The following is a 14947-nucleotide window of genomic DNA, read 5'->3' as shown; positions in this document are numbered from 1 at the left end:
GCGGCTCTGCTCCCGCACGATGCGAACCACCGCCCGCCGCGTTAGGCTGATGCCATGATCGCTCGCCGCCCCGTCACTCTGGCCTGGCTTGCGCTGGCGTGGGAGCGCGCCGCGCCGGTTCTGGTCTGGCCGCTGGCCGGACTCGGCGTCTATCTCGCGCTTGCCCTGTTCGGCGTTTTCGAACGTTTCGGCGATCCGTGGCGTGTGCTTGCAGCCCTTGCCATCTTGATCGCCTGCGCGCTGCTTGCGCGGCGCAGCCTGCGTGGATTTTCCTGGCCAGGCCGCCGCGACGCCCAGCGCCGGGTCGAGGCAGATAGTGGCCTGAGCCATCGCGAATTCGAAGCGCTCGAGGACCATCCGGCCACGGGCAACCCGGCCCTCTGGCAAGCGCATCGCGCCCGGATGGCAGCGCGGCTCCAAGGCGTCCGTGCGCGTCGCCCGCACGCGGCCTGGGCCCGGCTCGACCCGTACGGCCTGCGCATCAGCCTGATCCTGGTGCTCGCCGCGGGAGCGTTCCTGGCCGGCGACCTGGCGCGCTACCGTGTCGTCGATGCTTTTGCCCTGCGTCCCCTCTCTGGTGGCGCCGGCCAGCCCGTTGCCGACCTCTGGATCGAGCCCCCCGACTATACCGGCGAGCCCACCCTCTACCTTCGTAACCGCCGCAGCGCCGTGATACCCGAAGGGAGCGTGCTGGCAGCCCGCCTCGCCGGCAGCGCGCGCCGTCCGCATGTCTCCGGCGCCGAGGCCGGAATCGAGCGCATCGACGACAGGGTCTGGCAGGTCCGTGCCCCGATCGAGCAAAGCGGCGACGTGATCGTCCGGACCGGCCCGCTTGCCGAGCGCCTCTCCCTCACAGTGCAGCCCGATACCGTGCCGCACATCACACTGGCCGCAGAACCGGAAAGCGACGCCGAAGGTGTCCTTCAACTCGAATTCGTGGCGCGCGACGACTACGGCGTGGAACGCCATGCTCTGGAAGTGGCCGCCGAAGCCGAGGAACGCGGCGGGACTATCGCCCCGGAGGCGTGGCAATCCATCGAAATCTCCCCCGGCGCCGTCGCTCCGACCGGCGAGGAGGACCGTTTCACCGCGCGGATCGACGTGGCACGCCATCCCCTGTCCGGACGCCGGGTGGCGATCCGGATTGCCGGAACGGACGGTGCCGGTCAGACCGGTCGGAGCACCGCGTACGAGATGACGCTGCCGGCACGCGTCTTTCTCGACCCCCTGGCCCAGGCGGTGGCGGCCGAACGCCGTGATTTCCTCGGCTCCGGGCGCGAATACGAGGCGCTTGAGCCGGGCGAGCCCGAGCCGGTCTTCGATCGGGCAACCCGGGACCGGGCCATTTTCCTCGACGACGAGCCGGCGCTGCGGATCGAGCGTGCGCCGCAAGGAGTCCTGCGTCTGGCCCGGGCACTCGATGCGCTGAGCGACGCACCAGCGCGCTATTTCGACGATCCGATCGTCTTCATGGGGCTTCGGACCGCCTTGCATGAAGTCCACCGGGCACGAGGCGCCGAGGGCCTCACCCATCTGGACGAGGATTTGTGGCAGATCGCCCTGCGCGCAGAACTTGGCACGCTGGCCGATGCCCGGCAGGCGCTGGATGCCGCCCAGCAGGCGCTGAACGATGCGATGGCACGCGGTGCGGACGCGACTGAAATGAGCGCCCTGTTCGATGCCTATGAGCGCGCGATGCAGAATTACATGGCGGCGCTCGCCCGCGAGGCGATGGAAAATGGCGAGATGGCCGGCAGCCAGGGCAGCGCGGGCATGGATACGCTCAATGCCGACATGCTGCAGGAGCTGCTCGACGCGCTGCGCGAGGCCACCGAACTCGGCGATACCGAAGGCGCGCGCCGCGCTCTGGCCCAGTTGCAGGAGCTTCTTCGCAATCTTCAGATGAACCTCGCTGGCGGGGGCGAGGGCCAGGGCGACAGCCCCCTGGCTCAGGCCCTGCGCGAAGCGCTCGGCGAGCTCGGCGATGCGCTGGGCGAGCAGCGTGAGCTGATGGATGAAACTTTCGAGGAGTCCCGCGAGGGATCCGGCGCCCCCGAGCCGGGTGAAGACGAGTCTGGAAGCACCGGGGAAGGCGACGACCTCTCGCAGCGCCAGCGCGCCCTGGCCGAACGCCTCGGTGAGCTTGGCGCCATGACGCCAGGTGAAGACGGCGATGAAGCGCTCGCTCGTGCGGGGGAAGCCATGGAGGAGGCCGGTCAGGCGCTCGAAGAGGGCGATGCTGAAGCTGCCCTGGAGGCGCAGAACGAGGCGGTCGAGGCCTTGAGGGAGGCGGCCGGAGATCTCGCCGAGACCTTGCTGGCGGAAGAAGGCGGTCAACAGCAGAACGATCCGCTCGGACGTCAGTCCGGCGGCCAAGGCGCAGGCGATGCCGATGTGCCGAGCGAATCCGAGCGCCAGCGGGCGCGCCAGATTCTCGAAGAGCTGCGCAGACGTGCCGCTGAGCAGGGACGTTCGCGCGAAGAACTCGACTATATCGAGAGACTGCTCGAGCGTTTCTAAAAAAATGGGATCACTCGCGCGTGACTCGCGTTACCTCCTTCGGGTACATGGTTAACGCGGGGTCTTAAAAGTCTGACTCCCTGCCATGGCGAGGGGTGATGGCGGACCGGTTGCAACATTTCGAGAGTCTAGGCCAGACCATCGCGCGCACCGCAGAACGGCGAGCGCGCGAGGACAGCGATGCGTGTTGCCCGCGGGAAATCGCCTATACCGCCCATCCCAATGCGCTGGCCCTGTCCTGGCAGGTCGGCCTCGATTATCTGCGGGCGTGCACGTACCAGACATCTCGCGCTCAAGTGCTGAAAGGCAAAACGGCCGCCCAGGAGCCCCCCGCCCTCAATGAAGGCGAGGAAAACCGGCTCGCCGCGCAGAGCCGGGCGCGCTTTTCCGGACTGAGCGACCGCCCGATGCGGGTGGATTGCTATATATTCTTCAAGGATGGGAGCGACGCGCCGGACATCAACGAGGGCATGCGCCACGCCTTCCTGCGCGCGTTTCACGGCGCACCGCTTCATACACATTTCGCGATCTGGCGCATGCAGAGACCCAACCCGGCAACCGGCACGCTGGAGTTTTCCGAATGGTGCGCCTATGAGCGCGCCTTCCCGCCCATGGAGGAGGTCCACGACGTCTTCTTTGAGGCCGTCAGCTTCGGCAGATGTCCCGCCGAACCGTCAGCGGCCGAGCCCTCCAGGGAGACACGGTCCGCCCGCGGCTGGAGGCGCTGGATCGGGGTTGTCGTTGCAGTCTGGCTGATCGGCGTAGCGGTCCTGGCCCTTGCCGGATACGCGATGTGGAGCGGCGGGATGCCCCTGGACCGCTGGGGGCTGGGCGGATACGGCTCCGGCGCGCAGGACAGGTTGAGGGAGGATGCCGCCGTCCTCAATCGCGAATACCGGGGCGAGCTCGCCTACTACTACGACTATCAGCGCGAACGGGCCCGCCTGGTCGAGGAAGACGCGCCGCCGCGCGAGATTGCGCAGCTGGACCGGGCCATCGCGCTGTCGCGCGACCGGCTGGACGCGCTGGCAAGGCTCCTCGGCGAAGCCGGGCTGGAGCTTGCGCGCTACCCGGCGCACCATCCCCTGCCCGATTGCTGGCAGGTCGGCGCGGGCGGCGGCCCGGCCCATCTGTTTGAGGCGCGCATGAATGCGGGTGCGCTCCGGCTCGATTACGCAAGCCCGGGAGCGCGCATGCGGGCGATGCAGGAGGGCCTGCCGGTGCACGATCTCGATCTCGACAGGGTCTGGCGGCGCAACGGGCTGATCGAATTCGGCACACCCTTTTTGGCCGTCGGGGAATCCCGCACACCGGCCTGCCGCTATACGATCCGCTTTGACCAGAACGGCTATGTCCCACGCGACGACGGCGCGGTCACGGCGCTGGAAGCCCAGTTCAACGTGGACTGGCGCTAGGCTTGAACCGTCTAGAAGAGCCGCTCTTCCAGCTCGCGTTCGAACCGGCGCAGCTTGGCGCGCGCCCGGCGCCATTCCCACCAGATGAAAGCGATCTTGGGTCCGTCGACCAGATAGCGCTTCCACAGCCGACGCGGCTCCTCGCTGAGACGGTGCAGCCATTCCAGGCGAAGCCGGCGCATCCAGACCGGCGCGCGGCGTGCCTTGCCTGACAGAAAGTCGAGCGATGCGCCGACGCACAGTCCGACCCCGGTGCAATCGCCCCGGTCGAGGCAGGCTTCGGCAATCATCTCCTGCTGCGGCGACCCGACGCACAGAAATACGAAGCGGGCCGGGTTGCGCGCGACGAACTGCGCGCAGCGCGCGATCTCGTCCGGCTTGTGACGCAGGCCCATTGGAGGATTATACCAGTTCAGCGCGGTCAGGGCGTACCGCTCCCGGACCCGGTTCACCGTCTCCTCGTCGCCGCCGATCACCGTGATAGCATCGTCCGGCGAGATGACCTGTTCGAACAGCGCCTCTGTCAGATCGGATCCCGGCGTCACATCGACCGCTTCGCCTGACAGACCCGCGATGAGTTCGAGCACCCGGCTGTCGCACACGGTCAGCCAGGCCTGTGCGTAGAGCGGGGCGAGGACCGGGTCGCGGCTGAGCCGGACCAGATGATCGACATTGGGCGTCACGACGAAGGCAAAGCCCCGCCCGGCGTCACGTTCGCTGACACGGCGAAGCGCGGTGTCAAAGCCGATCCGGTCGAAGGCGGAATTGAGAAACCAGACATGGCGATTGTGCACACGACGATCGTCCCGGCCGGTCCTGCGCCCGGGCGTATCGGTCAAGGAGGTCGGCGGTGTTGGAAACTGAGCGGTCATGAGTCCCGTTTCGCTGCATGTGGTCTAACGATAGCGTCCTACCCGCAAGCTGCGTGCCGGATGCACCTGCGCGCGGGCCCGCAAGCCGCGTCCCGGGTGCCGCTCGCAGGCAGGGTGCATCCGCACAAGGCCGGACGTGCATCTGACCTGAACCAGCGAGCTTTGGGGAGTACGGGTCATGTCCACGCGGATCACGATGATTGCCATTGCCGGCGTTGCAGTGGTGTTGCTGGCCGTTCTGGGGGCCGGCGGCCCGCCACGCTCGAGCGCCTGGGTCGAGATTCAGACCGGAACGATCCGGCTCGAGTTTGCCGGACGGGAATCCATGTTCGCTCTGTCGCCCGATACTCGGTGCTGGCAGGACGGGTGCCCGAGTTTTGCGGTGCGTGCGCGGCTGACCGGCCTATTTGCGGCGCAGCCCCCGCAGGGCGAAGCGCGCCGGGTGCAAAGTCTGCCGCCCAGCCAGTTCGAGCGGTGACGGATCGCCGCACAGATCGCTGGCCAGCGCCTCGGCGAGCAGCGGCGCATGGGCAAAGCCGCGGGCACCGAACCCGCCCAGAACGGCCAATCCAGGCTGCAGACATTGCGTCCGTCCCTCGGGCAGGGGGCCGCCCTTGGCATGGTCTAAGAGGATATCATCGAAGCGGGAACCGGGGACACCGCCGGTAGCCGGCAGCCGGTCAGCGAACGCGGCCCTGACCCCGCCCCAGCCGGACTGACCTTGACCCAGCGTGCTGGCGATTTCCGGCAGGTGCTCGGCCAGGCCCTCCGCCAGCGCTTCGCACGCCTCGAGTGGATCTCCGCTGTCGCTCCCTCGAAGATGGGTCGCGCCCACCAGCAGCCCCGGACCTTCGAGCGGCGCGGCATAATGGCCCCAGGCAATCGGCGCGGACGGGACGCGTTCCGCGGCAGGAAAAAGCGCGATACGGCCGGCCGTGTGTTCCACGCTTACACGGGCCGCCGCCTCGAACGCGGACAATCCCGCGCCGGGAGCCAGGACAACCGTCGAGGCTTCGCTCAGCACAGCCCCGGCACGATCGCGCAGGATCCAGGCGTCGCCGGCGCGTTCCAGCGTGTCGACGCGGCGTGCCTGCACGCCCTGCTCGCCGAACAGGGCGTGGACCAGACCTGCCGGATCGAAATGACCAGCATCCTCGATCCACAAGCCATGCAGCCTTCCGGCCGTGTCGGCGTCCAGTCCGGTAAGCGACGCGGCATCATTCTCCGACACCGCCTCGTAGCCGGAACCCAGCATCTGCGCGAGGCGGGACAGGCGGGCCGTTTCAGCGTCATCGGTGGCGGCGCGCAGGAGGCCGGAGGCCGTGAAGCCCGGCTGCGGACCATAGAGCGCGCGGGCATATTCGAAGGCGGCGAGCGTCGCGCGCACATGAGGGCGGTCAGCAGCCTCCAGCCGCGGGCTCAACAGGCCGCGCGGCGCCCCCGAGGCCCCGGCGCAAAGCCCGTCCTCGGCGAAGACTTGCGCCGTGCGGCCCCGCAGCCGCAGGGCATGGACGAGACTCGCCGCCGCGATCCCACCACCGACGATGGCGATCGGCCCCTCATCCTGCGCCAGACGCGGCAGGGCGGCCCGGGACGGGGTGCCGACCGCGGCCTTCCCTTCGAACACGGCTTCAAGCCGCTCGCGCTTGCGCCCGTAGCCGGGCACTTTGGAGACGGCAAAGCCGGCTGCCGCCAATCCGCGCCGGACTGCCCCGGCCACAGTGAAGGTGGCCGCTCGCGTGCCCGGCCGCGACAGGCGGGCGATCTCTGCACAGACCGCCGGCGACCACATGTCGGGGTTCTTGGCCGGAGCGAAGCCATCGAGGAACCAGGCGTCGGCCGTCAGCTCCATATTTTCCAGTGCGCTGAGCGCGTCGTCCTGAAACACGGTCAGCGTTACGCGGCCCTGATCGAAGATGCGCCGGTGCGCGCCCTTCCGCGGCGAGGGCCAGGCGGCGATCAGCGCATCGCGCAGTTCAGCCAGCGAGCCGAACGGGGCGAGCGCCCGCGCGGCATCCTCGGCACGCAGCGGATATCCTTCCAGCGTCACGAAATGGAGGCGCGACCCGGCGGGTGCCGTGCGCCGGAACATATCCCAGGCGGCAAGGAAGTTCAGCCCCGTCCCGAAGCCCATCTCGGCAATCGTGTAGCGCTCGCGCCCGGCAAATCCGTCCGGCAAGCTGCAGCCGGCCAGGAAGACGGCGCGCGCTTCCTCCAGCCCGTCCTCGACAGAGAAATAGACATCCTCGACCTGCCGGGCCCGCGGGCCGTCCGGGCTCCAGTCGAGTTCGGGACTGGCGAGGAAGAGTGTGCTGCCGTTCATGGGCGCTGGAGTGATCCGGACAGGCGCGAAAATCAAGCCGCGCCCCGCACGAAAAACCCCGGCGCGACCGCGCCGGGGTTTTTGAGAGGCAGGAGCTTACGAAGCGCGGACCTTATTCGGCCGGTGCGGCGCTCAAGGCTTCTTCCAGCTCCAGGAAGCTCGGCTGGAAGGCGCTGGGGACATTGCCGCGGCCGATTTCGACCGAAATCTGGGCCGCATTGCCATGCAGGTGCGCGACAAGCACGTTCTGGATGATGTGATAGAAGATCGCTTCCTCGTCGTAGACGCCCTTCAGGCGCGACGCGAACGGGCCGACGAGACCATAGGCCAGGAACACGCCCAGGAAGGTGCCGACCAGGGCCGAGCCGATCTTCGCGCCCAGGATGACGGGAGGCTGGTCGATCGCGCCCATGGTCTTGATGATGCCCAGCACCGCCGCCACGATGCCCAGCGCCGGGAGGGCGTCGGCCATGTTCTGCAGCGCGTGAGCGGGGCCGGACGCCTCGTGATGGTGCTTTTCAAGCTGCTTTTCCATCGCGTCCTCGACCTGGTGGGGATCCTCCAGGTTCATCGTCATCATGCGTAGCGTGTCGCAGATGAAGTCGACCGCGAAATGATCCTTCATGATCTTGGGATAGCGCGAGAAGATGGCACTCTCCTGCGGCTTCTCGATATGGCTTTCCAGCGCGATGACACCCTTGGTCTTCATCGTCTTGGTCAGCAGGAAGAGCAGCGAGAGCAGATCGCGGTAATCGCTCGCCTTCCATTTCGGCCCGGAGATCAGCTTGCCGAAATCCCCCAGCGTCTTCATCACCGTCTTGCCGGAATTACCAATGAGGAAGGCGCCGATCGCCGCGCCGCCAATCATCATGAACTCGAAGGGCAAAGCCTTGATGATGATGTCGAAATGGCCCCCGGCCAGCATGAAGCCGCCGAACACCATGATAAACACGACAAGAATGCCGATGATCTGAAACATAATCCCACCATCCCGTTTGACCGGATCAACGTTGAACCTGCCGCCTGTCCGGTATTCCGGCTCTTTCGCGTCCAGGTTCGTCCGATTTCGGGACAGACCGTACACAGCGATGCTTAAAGTCAGGTTTGCGCGCGGTTAGGCCGGCGTTTACCCTCACCAAGGTCAGGAGCCGCGCTGGACGCGGCGTGCGGCGGGGCGTATTGGCTGAGATCATGCCTGCGCCCAGCCCCTACGACCCCTCCAATCCGTCCAGCCCCGACGTGCGCCGCCGCGCCTTCCGGCTGCTTTTCCTCTGCCTCGTCGCGACCGGGGTCGGCAATTCCATGCTGTTCGCCATCCTGCCGCCGTTGGCCCGCGATCTGGAGGTGGCCGAGGTCTGGGTCGGGGCGATCTACACCCTGTCGGCGCTGATGTTCCTGACCATGAGCCCGGTCTGGGGCGCCCTCTCGGACCGCTACGGGCGGCGGCCCATGATCGTGTTCGGCCTGTCGGCGTTTTCGGTGTCCACACTCGTCTTCGCCGCAGGCGCATTTGCCGGTCAGGCCGGCTGGCTGCCGCCACTGGCCGCAATCGTGGCCATGGCACTGGCGCGCACCCTGTTCGGCGCTCTAGGCTCGGCCACCAACCCGTCTGCCCAGGCCTATGTCGCCGACCGGACCCTGCCGGCCGAACGCACCGCGGCCCTGGCCGGGCTGACCAGCGCGTTCGGGATCGGCGGCGCCATCGGGCCGGCGCTGGCGGCTGCGTTCGCCGACCGCATCGGCATCGTTCCCTTCATGGTCGCGGTGGCCGTGATCGTCGCGTTCGCGGCACTGGCCGTGCGTCTGACCCTGCCCGAACGCACACCGCCCAAGGAACAGCGGCGCGCGATCAACCCGCTGATCCAATTCCGGTTTGCGGGCGATCCGCGCCTGACCGCCTTCATGGTCTACGGCGCGGCCGCATGGCTGGCCCAGGCCGGCAGCCTGCAGGCCCTGGCCTTCTATGTGATGGACCGGCTGGGCGAGGACCCTCAGTCCGGGCTGCAACTCGCCGGCGTCGCGCTAACGGGCGGCGCCACGGCAATCATCCTGGCCCAGCTGGTGGTTATTCCGTATTTCAAGATGAGCCCGCGCACGCTGATGATTGCCGGGAGCGTGCTCTGTCTCGTCGGCAATCTGGAGCTGGTCATCGCCAGCTCCTACGGCACGATCGTGTTCGGCTTCCTTCTGACCAGTTTCGGCTTCGGCCTGTCGCGCTCAGGCTTTACCGGCGGGGCGAGCCTGGCCGTCAGCCCGGCCGAGCAGGGCCGCGCCGCCGGCCTGACAACCGCGACCGCGGGCGTCGGCTTTCTGATCGCGCCGGTCACCGGCCTCTGGCTCTACCAGGTCTTCGGGCCGGCCACGCCGTTCCGGCTCAATGTCGCGCTGGCCGTCGCCGCCGTTCTGGTGGCAGCCCTGCACCCGCGCATCCGGGCTGCCGTCTCGCCGGTCGAGGGCGACGATCCCGACCGGCCCAGCCCGGTATAATCTGTCAGCGGTTTGCCGCCGCCATCACCGCATCGTAGACGCGCCGGCCCGGATAGCCGTCCGGGGCCATGCCCTGATCGGCCTGGAAGGCGCGGATCGCGGCACGCGTATTCGGCCCGACCCGCCCGTCCACGCCCTGCGTGTCGTAGCCAAGCTCGGTCAGCCGGGTCTGAAGCTCCCGCGTCTGGCTGTGCGTGATGGGTGGATTGTCCTGCGGCCAGCTTCCCAGGATTGAGGGACCGCCCGCCAGCGCCTTGGCCAGATAGCTCACGCCCAGCGCGTAGGAGGTCGAGTTGTTATAGCCCATGATCGCGTCGAAATTCTCGAACGCCAGAAAGGCGGGGCCGCCATCGCCGGCCGGAATGACCAGGCGCGCATCCAGATAAAGATCCCCGGTGTCCCACTCGCCCCCGCCGGCACGGGTGATGCCGGTCAGGCCCCACTCGGCGACGGGGCGCGAGGCGCGCTCATTCCAGCTCGCGTAGTCGAAATCGTCCGGCAAGACCACTTCCGCCACCACGGGCTCGCCGGTCCGCCAGCCTTCGCGCAGCAGCAGATTGGCCGCGGAACCCAGCGCATCGCCCTCATTGTCCCAGATGTCGATATGGCCGTCGCCGTCATAGTCGACCGCCGTCTCCATGTAGGTGGTCGGAATGAACTGGGTCTGGCCCATCGCGCCGGCCCAGCTGCCCTTCAATTCACCGCGCTCGGCCCGGCCGGAAGCCAGCATGTCGGCGACGGCGAAGAGCTGTCCTTCGGCGAAAGCGCGGCGGCGGCCTTCCCAGGCCAGCGTTGCGAGCGCGCGCACAATATCCTCATTGCCCTGGATCTCGCCATATGCGCTTTCCAGACCCCAGATGGCGGTCAGGATGTCGGGGTCGACGCCGAAGCGCGCCTCGATTCCGTCCAGCGTGCCGCCATGGGCGCTCTGGGCCGCCTCGCCATTGGCCACACGGGCCGGGGAGGCCGCCCCCTCGATATACTCCCAGACCGGGCGGACATATTCGGGCTGGGTACGGTCGCGCTCGATGATGCGCATGTCCGGCTCCACCCCGTCCAGCATGGACGCGATGAGGGCCGGACCGGTGCCGCGCTCGGCCAGCCGGGTCTGGAAATCACGTTTCCAGTCCTCGAACGGGCCCTCCTGGGCAAGAGCGGGGGCAGTCAGGCCGGAGCCAAGACAGATAAGGGCAATCGCAGCGGAGCGGATCATGGTATCCTTTCGTTGAACGCGTCGCGAACCGGGCCGGTGAGGCTGGCGCAACTGTAAGGCAAAGCGATGGCAAGCTTGAAGAGCGCATGGCCAGTGTTGACTTGGACCGGAGGCGCGTGTACTTCCCGCGGCTCGAATTTCACGGGCCCGCACGTGTTGACCGTGGCCCCCGAACCCGACGGTGTATGAGATGAAAGTCCGCAGCTCGCTTCGCTCGCTGAAGAACCGCCACCGCGATTGCCAGGTGGTGCGCCGCCGTGGCCGCGTCTACGTGATCAACAAGCGCGACCCGCGCTTCAAGGCTCGCGCGGGCTAACCGGCCGCCGTGGCGCCACGCGCGATTCTCTGGGATCTGGGCAATACCCTGGTCGACTGGAATCCGCGCCGGCTCTACAGCAAGCTATTGCCTTCAGACGCCGCCGTGGATGACTTCCTCGGCGGCGTTTGCACGATGGCGTGGCATTCACGCCACGATTCCGGCGTGCCGATGGCCCGCAACCGGCAATCGCTGATCGCCGCGCATCCGGACAAGGCCGCGCTCATCGAAGCGTGGGAGGCGCGCTGGGACGAGATGTTCGACGGCCCGGTCGAAACGATGGACAGGCTCGTCGCCGAGCTCGCCGCCGCAGGCTATCCCCAGTATGGCCTGTCCAACCTTCCCGCCGAGAAATGGGCCCCGCTCCAGCGCATGTATCCGTTTCTGGACGCGCTCGCCGATACGGTCGTCTCGGGCGAGGAAGGCGTCATCAAGCCCGATCCGCGGATCTATGAGATCACGAAGCAACGCGTGCCGTTCGCCGCAGGCGAGGTGCTGTTCGTCGATGACCGGGCGGAGAATATCGAGGCAGCGCACCGCGCCGGCTTTCTCGGCCATGTCTTTACCGGTGAGGCTGAACTGCGCCGGGCACTGGCCGATTACGGCGTGCCGGTGAAGGTCTGAGCCCGGCAGCAGCCGCTCCCCTTTCCGGCGCTTGCACGCGCACTGACACGGGTTACCTTCCAGGTCATGATCTGGCTTGCCACACTCCTTCTGGTCCAATCGCCGGCGCTTCCTGGCGACGCGGCGTCGTCCACCCGCGTGCAGGACGAGCTCGACCTGTCCGAGGGCCGGGACCGGGAGCGGCCAGACGCGCGTCTGGACCGACGGCTGGAAGATCTGCGCACGGCAGCGACCGAGCAGGCCGCCGAACCGATCGCAGAGGAAATCCGCTCGATGTGGCGCCAGTCGGGGGGCGCGACCGCCAACCTGCTTCTGGCGCGCGGCCAGGAAGCGCGCGAAGCCGGTGACCTGACCACCGCATCGCGGCAATTCACGCATCTGCGCCGGCTGGAGCCGGACTTCGCGGATGCGTGGCTGGCCTCGGCCCAGATTGCCGCCAGCCAGGGCGACTGGCCCTTCGCGCTGGAGGCGGTGGAGCGCGCCATCGCGCTCGAGCCGCGCCGCTTCGATGCCTACGCGCTGCTCGGACGGGCGCTGGAGCAGGCCGAAGCCTGGCCCGCAGCCCAGGCCGCGTACGAAGAAGCGTTGCGGATCTACCCGCTCATGCCTGCGGCCCGGGCTGGACTTGCGCGCGTCGAGCGCCAGCTTTCAGGGCGCGCCCTTTAATTCAGCCGGAGCCAGGCCCGTCATGATCCGAAGCGTGTTGTTTGTCCTGCTTGGCCTTGTGCCGGCCGCCCTTCTCCTTGCGGGCCTGTTCGCAGGCAGCGCCGCGGCGCGGGATGTGGCCAGCGATTACCCGCCGCAGGGCCATTTCGTCTCGGTCGACGGGACGAGGCTTCACTTCAAGGTCACCGGACCTGAGGACGCCGCGCCGCTGCTGGTCCTTCACGGCGCCTCGAGCAATCTGAACGAGCCGCAAATGGCGCTGGAAGGGGTCCTCTCGGACTATCGCGTCTACTGGCTCGACCGGCCGGGCCTGGGCTGGAGCGAACGCCCGGACAATGTCGCCTGGTCGCCGCAGCGCGAAGCCGCCCTGATCGCACAGTTTCTGGAAAGTCAGGGCGTCGCGCAAACGCCCGTTCTCGGCCATTCCTGGGGCGGCGCGATCGCGTTGCGCCTGGCGATGGATCACCCCGACCGGGTGACGGGCCTCGTTCTGGTCGCCCCCGCCGCCCGGGCCTGGGTCGGCGATGCGGCCTTCTACAACAAGGCGACCCACTGGCCGCTCATCGGAACGCTTATCACGCGCGTGATCGTCCCGACCTATGGGCGCGGTCAGGTCGCGGACGGCGCGCGGCAAGCCTTCGCGCCCGAGCCCGTGCCGGAAAACTATGTCGAGCGCACCCATTTGCCCCTCATCCTTCGCGCCCCGGTCTGGAAAGCAAACGCCTACGACATGGCGCATGTGAACACCCACCTGGCCGATCAGGAAACACGCTACGACACGATCACCGTGCCGACCGTCATTCTGGCCGGCCCTGAAGACACCGTGGTCTCCACCCAGGGCCACGCCGGGCGGCTCGCCGAGACAATGCCGGACGCGGAACTCGAACTCATCGACGGCGCGGGTCACAACCTGCACCACCATCGTCCGGACCGCGTGCGCGCTGCGGTCGACCGCGTCTCTGCAGGCAGTGCAGAAAATCGCTGACAACCCCGTATGCCCCGGCCGGGCTGACGGGTTATGATACGCGCCCTCGCTAGCCCTTCATTCTTCCAAGGAGCCGTTTTCATGGTGGCCGATACCCAGTCGAACGAATCCGTAGACCAGTCCGATGCGATCGGTGCGGTCGCGCGCGATCAGCTCAAATCCATTATTGCGCGGATCGAGCGTCTGGAAGAAGAGAAGAAGGCCCTCGCCGACGACATCAAGGAAGTCTATGCCGAAGCCAAGGCCAACGGCTATGACACCAAGGTCCTTCGCAAGGTGATCTCCCTGCGCAAGCAGGACAGCAACGAGCGCGCCGAGCAGGAAGCCCTGCTCGAGCTCTACCTGGGGGCCCTGGGCGACCTCTAGCGCGAACCTTTACAATCGGCCGGGACTGGAACACAGTGGGAACGTCATCCTGATGTGAGCCCGGCTGACTGCTCATGACCCGCGACGTCGACGAACGTAAAAAGCGCAAGGTGCTCAACCGCATCCGCCGGGCCAAGGCCGCGGCAGAGCGCGCCATCGAGACGTCTGGCGACGCCGAAGCCGCCGAGGCCGCGCGCCGGGAATTGTCGGACTGGGAAGCCGAGTTCGTGGCCTCGGTCGAACAGCGTCTGAACGAGTTCGGCTCCGCCTTCGCCGACCCGGAAAAGGGCGCGCTCGACGAACCGCTCTCGCGGCTTCAGGAAATGAAGCTCAAGGAAATCGAGAAGAAGGCAAAGGGCAAGGCTAAGGCCGGGTTCGGCGCGCGCTCGAGCTTCAGGTCGAACGGATCCGGCTTCAGAGCCAGGACGCCCCAGCGCGCGTCAGGCCGCGATATTCACGACGATCTGCCCGGCGACGCCGCGGCGCCCGAGACCCCCGATCCTGTCGAGACCTTGCGTCAGAGCGGCGCGGTGCGGAAAGGCTTCACGCCGCACCTGGTCGATACCGAATCTCAAATCGTCCCGCAGAAAAGCCAGGCGCAGGAGCGCGAACCTGGCGCCGCGTCTGCCTCGCGCAGCCCCTTCCGGGTGATCGAGGGCGGCAAGGCTTGAATACGTGACAGGTGAGCTGTCGGCACAGGATCGCGCCTTCTGGATCCGCTTCCAGACGGCGACCGGCAATCCGGCGCTTCCGAGCGGCGTGGACCGGTTTGGCGACAGCCCCGAGATGAACGACGAATTGCTGGCGCTGGTGCTCAATCGCACCAAGCAGGCGACGGTGACACTCGCGCGCTGGTTCGAGACCGATCCGGACGGCCTGCCCGAACCGGGCATGCTATGGCTGATCAAGGACGGGCGCGGAGATCCGGCCTGCGTCATCCGCACGCTGCAAGTCGATGTCATGCCGATCCGTCAGGTCGATGCGCAATTTGCCTGGGATGAAGGCGAGGGCGACCGGTCTTACGAGTACTGGATCACCGAGCACCGCAAATACTGGCAGCGCGAAGCCGAGCGTGAGGGGTTTGAATATTCAGACGATCTTGAGGTCGTGTGCGAACGCTTCGAGCTGGTTTGGGCGCCCGGTCAGCCGGAATAGAGTAG

General features: G+C 67.4%; 15 protein-coding genes. 11 read left to right on the top strand and 4 right to left on the bottom strand.

The features are described from left to right. Nucleotides 1–54 precede the first annotated feature (54 nt). Nucleotides 55–2520, top strand: coding sequence for a DUF4175 domain-containing protein (locus tag PGP17_RS04155; RefSeq protein ID WP_135945316.1), 2466 nt, complete (start codon nucleotides 55–57; stop codon nucleotides 2518–2520). A 98-nt stretch (nucleotides 2521–2618) separates the two neighbouring features. Further along, complete coding sequence (locus PGP17_RS04150; RefSeq protein ID WP_270374350.1) at nucleotides 2619–3935, top strand: hypothetical protein; 1317 nt, start codon at nucleotides 2619–2621, stop codon at nucleotides 3933–3935. 11 nt (nucleotides 3936–3946) lie between these two features. Here the strand turns inward: PGP17_RS04150 and PGP17_RS04145 are convergent, their stop codons facing one another. Further along, nucleotides 3947–4807, bottom strand: coding sequence for a WecB/TagA/CpsF family glycosyltransferase (locus PGP17_RS04145; protein WP_135945318.1), 861 nt, complete (start codon nucleotides 4805–4807; stop codon nucleotides 3947–3949). Between the two features lie 178 nt (nucleotides 4808–4985). Between PGP17_RS04145 and PGP17_RS04140 the strand changes: the two genes are divergently transcribed. Next, nucleotides 4986–5285: a hypothetical protein gene (locus PGP17_RS04140; RefSeq protein WP_270374349.1), complete on the top strand. Its 300-nt coding sequence runs from the start codon at nucleotides 4986–4988 to the stop codon at nucleotides 5283–5285. On the opposite strand, the gene mnmD is transcribed toward PGP17_RS04140, so the two are convergent. Beyond that, nucleotides 5211–7130, bottom strand: a complete 1920-nt coding sequence (gene mnmD, locus PGP17_RS04135) for a tRNA (5-methylaminomethyl-2-thiouridine)(34)-methyltransferase MnmD (protein ID WP_270374348.1) — start codon at nucleotides 7128–7130, stop codon at nucleotides 5211–5213. The two genes, PGP17_RS04140 and mnmD, sit on opposite strands and share 75 nt — an antisense overlap. 112 nt (nucleotides 7131–7242) lie before the next feature. Then, entirely contained in the window at nucleotides 7243–8109 is an 867-nt protein-coding gene (gene motA / locus PGP17_RS04130; protein ID WP_135945321.1) for a flagellar motor stator protein MotA, read from the bottom strand. A gap of 212 nt (nucleotides 8110–8321) precedes the next feature. Here motA and PGP17_RS04125 point away from each other — a divergent pair, with 212 nt between their 5' ends. Then, the gene (locus PGP17_RS04125) at nucleotides 8322–9617 is read left to right on the top strand and encodes an MFS transporter (RefSeq protein ID WP_270374347.1); all 1296 of its coding nucleotides are present in this window, start codon (nucleotides 8322–8324) and stop codon (nucleotides 9615–9617) included. Between the two features lie 4 nt (nucleotides 9618–9621). Here PGP17_RS04125 and PGP17_RS04120 read toward each other — a convergent pair whose 3' ends face one another. Then, a complete protein-coding gene (locus PGP17_RS04120) occupies nucleotides 9622–10830 on the bottom strand; it encodes a lytic murein transglycosylase (protein ID WP_270374346.1) in 1209 nt (402 codons plus the stop codon). A 190-nt stretch (nucleotides 10831–11020) separates the two neighbouring features. On the opposite strand from PGP17_RS04120, the gene ykgO reads away from it, so the two are divergent. The 7 genes from ykgO to PGP17_RS04085 all read left to right on the top strand — a co-directional run bounded on the left by ykgO (nucleotide 11021) and on the right by PGP17_RS04085 (nucleotide 14942). Next, a complete protein-coding gene (gene ykgO / locus PGP17_RS04115; protein WP_135945324.1) occupies nucleotides 11021–11146 on the top strand; it encodes a type B 50S ribosomal protein L36 in 126 nt (41 codons plus the stop codon). Between the two features lie 9 nt (nucleotides 11147–11155). Next, nucleotides 11156–11770: an HAD family hydrolase gene (locus tag PGP17_RS04110; protein ID WP_270374345.1), complete on the top strand. Its 615-nt coding sequence runs from the start codon at nucleotides 11156–11158 to the stop codon at nucleotides 11768–11770. 66 nt (nucleotides 11771–11836) lie between these two features. Beyond that, nucleotides 11837–12436: a tetratricopeptide repeat protein gene (locus PGP17_RS04105; protein WP_270374344.1), complete on the top strand. Its 600-nt coding sequence runs from the start codon at nucleotides 11837–11839 to the stop codon at nucleotides 12434–12436. 22 nt (nucleotides 12437–12458) lie between these two features. Continuing rightward, a complete protein-coding gene (locus PGP17_RS04100) occupies nucleotides 12459–13421 on the top strand; it encodes an alpha/beta fold hydrolase (RefSeq protein ID WP_270374343.1) in 963 nt (320 codons plus the stop codon). Between the two features lie 81 nt (nucleotides 13422–13502). Beyond that, the gene (locus PGP17_RS04095) at nucleotides 13503–13787 is read left to right on the top strand and encodes a DUF2312 domain-containing protein (RefSeq protein WP_135945327.1); all 285 of its coding nucleotides are present in this window, start codon (nucleotides 13503–13505) and stop codon (nucleotides 13785–13787) included. 74 nt (nucleotides 13788–13861) lie between these two features. After that, nucleotides 13862–14458: a hypothetical protein gene (locus tag PGP17_RS04090; protein WP_270374342.1), complete on the top strand. Its 597-nt coding sequence runs from the start codon at nucleotides 13862–13864 to the stop codon at nucleotides 14456–14458. Between the two features lie 4 nt (nucleotides 14459–14462). Further along, on the top strand, nucleotides 14463–14942 hold the full coding sequence (locus PGP17_RS04085) for an ASCH domain-containing protein (RefSeq protein WP_270374341.1): 480 nt from the start codon (nucleotides 14463–14465) through the stop codon (nucleotides 14940–14942). The last annotated feature ends 5 nt before the right edge of the window (nucleotides 14943–14947 follow it).

It is taken from the genome of Marinicauda sp. Alg238-R41, from assembly GCF_947331485.1.
Classification (GTDB): domain Bacteria; phylum Pseudomonadota; class Alphaproteobacteria; order Caulobacterales; family Maricaulaceae; genus Marinicauda; species Marinicauda pacifica.
Note: the sequence above shows the minus strand (reverse complement) of the source record. Positions and strands in the feature narration are given on the sequence as shown.